General features: G+C 62.0%; 4 protein-coding genes. All 4 read left to right on the forward strand.

Translation table 11 applies throughout. The features are described from left to right. On the forward strand, positions 1-1,071 hold a 1,071-nt coding region (locus VIW95_RS16355; protein ID WP_331588513.1), incomplete at its 5' end, for a hypothetical protein. Further along, a complete protein-coding gene (locus VIW95_RS16360; protein WP_331588515.1) occupies positions 1,068-1,364 on the forward strand; it encodes a ubiquitin-like small modifier protein 1 in 297 nt (98 codons plus the stop codon). The genes VIW95_RS16355 and VIW95_RS16360, both read left to right, overlap by 4 nt. An 82-nt stretch (positions 1,365-1,446) precedes the next feature. Next, a complete protein-coding gene (locus tag VIW95_RS16365) occupies positions 1,447-1,698 on the forward strand; it encodes a hypothetical protein (RefSeq protein ID WP_331588517.1) in 252 nt (83 codons plus the stop codon). A gap of 9 nt (positions 1,699-1,707) precedes the next feature. Beyond that, entirely contained in the window at positions 1,708-2,199 is a 492-nt protein-coding gene (locus VIW95_RS16370) for a glutathione S-transferase N-terminal domain-containing protein (protein WP_331588519.1), read from the forward strand. Positions 2,200-2,497: the final 298 nt, after the last annotated feature.

A 2,497-nucleotide genomic window follows, 5' to 3' on the forward strand; every position in this document is an offset into this window, starting at 1 on the left:
GGAACCGTCAAAGGCGTATTCATCTTCAGTTGCGATCGTGAGCGCCGCAACTTCCGCATTGCCGGCCCGTATTTCAAAGGTCAGGCGGTTTTCTCGACGGCGTATCTTCCGGATAAACGATCGCCGCGCATCCTGGTCGGCCACATGAGCATGCATTGGGGCGCGCTGGTGAGCTGGTCGGATAATTTCGGCGCGAGCTGGCATGAGCCTGAAGACGGCAACGTGAAATTCCCCGCCGGCAGCGGACTCACGCTGAACGCGGTGTGGGCGCTGGAACCCGCACCGCTCATCGGCTCGGATGTGGTATTCGCGGGCGCCGATCCCGCCGCGCTCTATCGCTCCGACGATCGCGGCGAGACGTTTCGTCCCATCGAGTCGTTGCTCAACCATCACGAGCGTCCGTACTGGATGCCCGGCGCGGGCGGCCTCTGCCTGCATACGATTCTGCCTGACCCGCGCGATCCCAAGCGCATTCTCGTCGGTATCTCGTCGGCCGGTATGTATCGCAGCGACGACGGCGGTGAATCATGGACCCGTCGCAACCAGGGCGTGAAGATGGAAGGCGGTCCGCCGCACGCGCCGCATTTCGGTCCGCAATGCGCGCACAAGATGCGTTACGATGCGAAAAATCCCGCGCGCATCTATCTCCAGAACCATCCCGGCGTCTATCGCAGCGACGACGGCGGCAATTCGTGGATCGATATCCACCAGGGACTGCCGTCGGAGTTCGGCTTCCCGCTGGTCGCGCATCCGAGCCGCGGCGATACCGCGTACCTGATACCGCTCGAGTCCGACACCTTTCGCGTGCCGCTCGACGGTGCGGTCAAAGTGTGGCGCACGCGCGACGCGGGCGCGTCATGGGAGCCGCTCGGCAAGGGACTTCCACAGCGCGACTGTTACTTCTCCGTGCTGCGCGACGCGTTCACCTCCGACCGCCTCGATCCTGCGGGACTCTATTTCGGCACCCGCGGCGGCCAACTGTTCGCGTCGCGCGACGAGGGCGAAAGCTGGAACTCGATCGCCGACTGGCTGCCCGCGGTGCTGTGCGTGAAAGCCGTCGAGGTCGCATGAGTATCGCGATGGTCTTTCATCTGCCATCTGCGCTCCGTCGATTTGCTGGTGACAACGAGGTAGTCGAGATGGGGCTCGCGCTCGACGTACGGATGACGATTAGTGACGCGTTCGTGATGCTGGGCGGCGACTATCCCGCAATCCGCCAGCGCGTGCTCGACGATCAGAACAACATCCGGCGCCACGTCAACGTATTCGTCAACGGCGAGAACGTGCGTTTCATGCAAGGCGGCCAGACCCAGGTGTCGAATGACTCGGAAGTGTGGATTTACCCCGCGCTGTCGGGCGGGTGATTTGTCGATCTCGGGATCGCTCGAACGACTATATAGCAGAGGGTCGAAAAATTAGTTGAATGAAACGGGCGAGGACGAACTAATGCGAGTCAGCAAAAATCATTTGGGTATCGGCTTCGAAGTGTGGAACGCGCAACAGAGCTGGTTCTGGTTGGTCGACAACACCAATCGCAACGGCACGATCGGCGCCGCCGCGACCGAGTCCGACGCGATCGCCGAGGCCCATTCGTCGATCGAAGAGATTTCCAACTCGAACGCTTGCTCCTCCGGCTGGGAATGCTCTCTTGGAAAACTGGCGCGATATCTCGCCTCGGTCTGCGACACCACCGCGTAGGAGAAACTCATGATCACGATCACTGCCCCCGATTGGGTTCCTGATTTTGCAAAAGGCCTGGTGCGCGATCTGCGCGCGCGCTGGGCGCTCGAAGAGGCCGGGCTCGAATACCAGGTCAAACTCGTCACGAATGAGGAGCGGCTCACCCCCGCTTACCGCACTCAGCAACCGTTTTCTCAGGTGCCGGCCTACTACGACGATGACGTGGCGGTCTTCGAATCAGGCGCGATCCTGCTGCACGTCGGACGCCAGAGCGCGGCATTACTGCCGACCAATCCCGCCGGCAGTGCTCGCGCGACGGCGTGGGTGTTCGCCGCGCTGAATTCCATCGAGCCTTTCATCATGAGCCTCGTCGTTGTGGATCTTTTCGCCGAGCAGGAGCCCTGGGCGAAGCAAAGCCGGCCGTACTGGGAAGGCATGGTCAGGAAGCGCTTTCTGATCTGGCGGAACGCCTGGCCGGGCGCGATTGGCTGGAAGATCGCTTTACCGCCGGCGACCTGATGATGGCCACGGTGTTGCGCATCCCGCGCCACACTGATCTGGTGACCTCCGATCGCACGCTGGCGCCGTATCTGGCGCGCTGCGAGGAACGCCCTGCCTTTCGAAAGGCGCTCGCGGACCAGATGGCCTCATTCAAAGCATGAAGGGAGATGGAAAGATGGAAATTCCGCAGGACTACTATACGCACGAAGGCCCCATGACGGCTCTGGGAGCGCATGCGGACGAAATGCGCGGGATGCCCACGGACCTCGCATCGCTGTGCGAAGTCGTACAAGGCGCGCTGATCCACCGCGACATC

This window comes from Binatus sp. (SeqCode) (genome assembly GCF_036522015.1).
Classification (GTDB): domain Bacteria; phylum Desulfobacterota; class Binatia; order Binatales; family Binataceae; genus Binatus.

What these genes read in the sequence shown, in the direction of transcription:
- VIW95_RS16360 (WP_331588515.1), top strand. Translation starts at nt 1,068, where the DNA reads ATGAGTATCGCGATGGTCTTTCATCTGCCATCTGCGCTCCGTCGATTT.
- VIW95_RS16365 (WP_331588517.1), top strand. Translation starts at nt 1,447, where the DNA reads ATGCGAGTCAGCAAAAATCATTTGGGTATCGGCTTCGAAGTGTGGAAC.
- VIW95_RS16370 (WP_331588519.1), top strand. Translation starts at nt 1,708, where the DNA reads ATGATCACGATCACTGCCCCCGATTGGGTTCCTGATTTTGCAAAAGGC.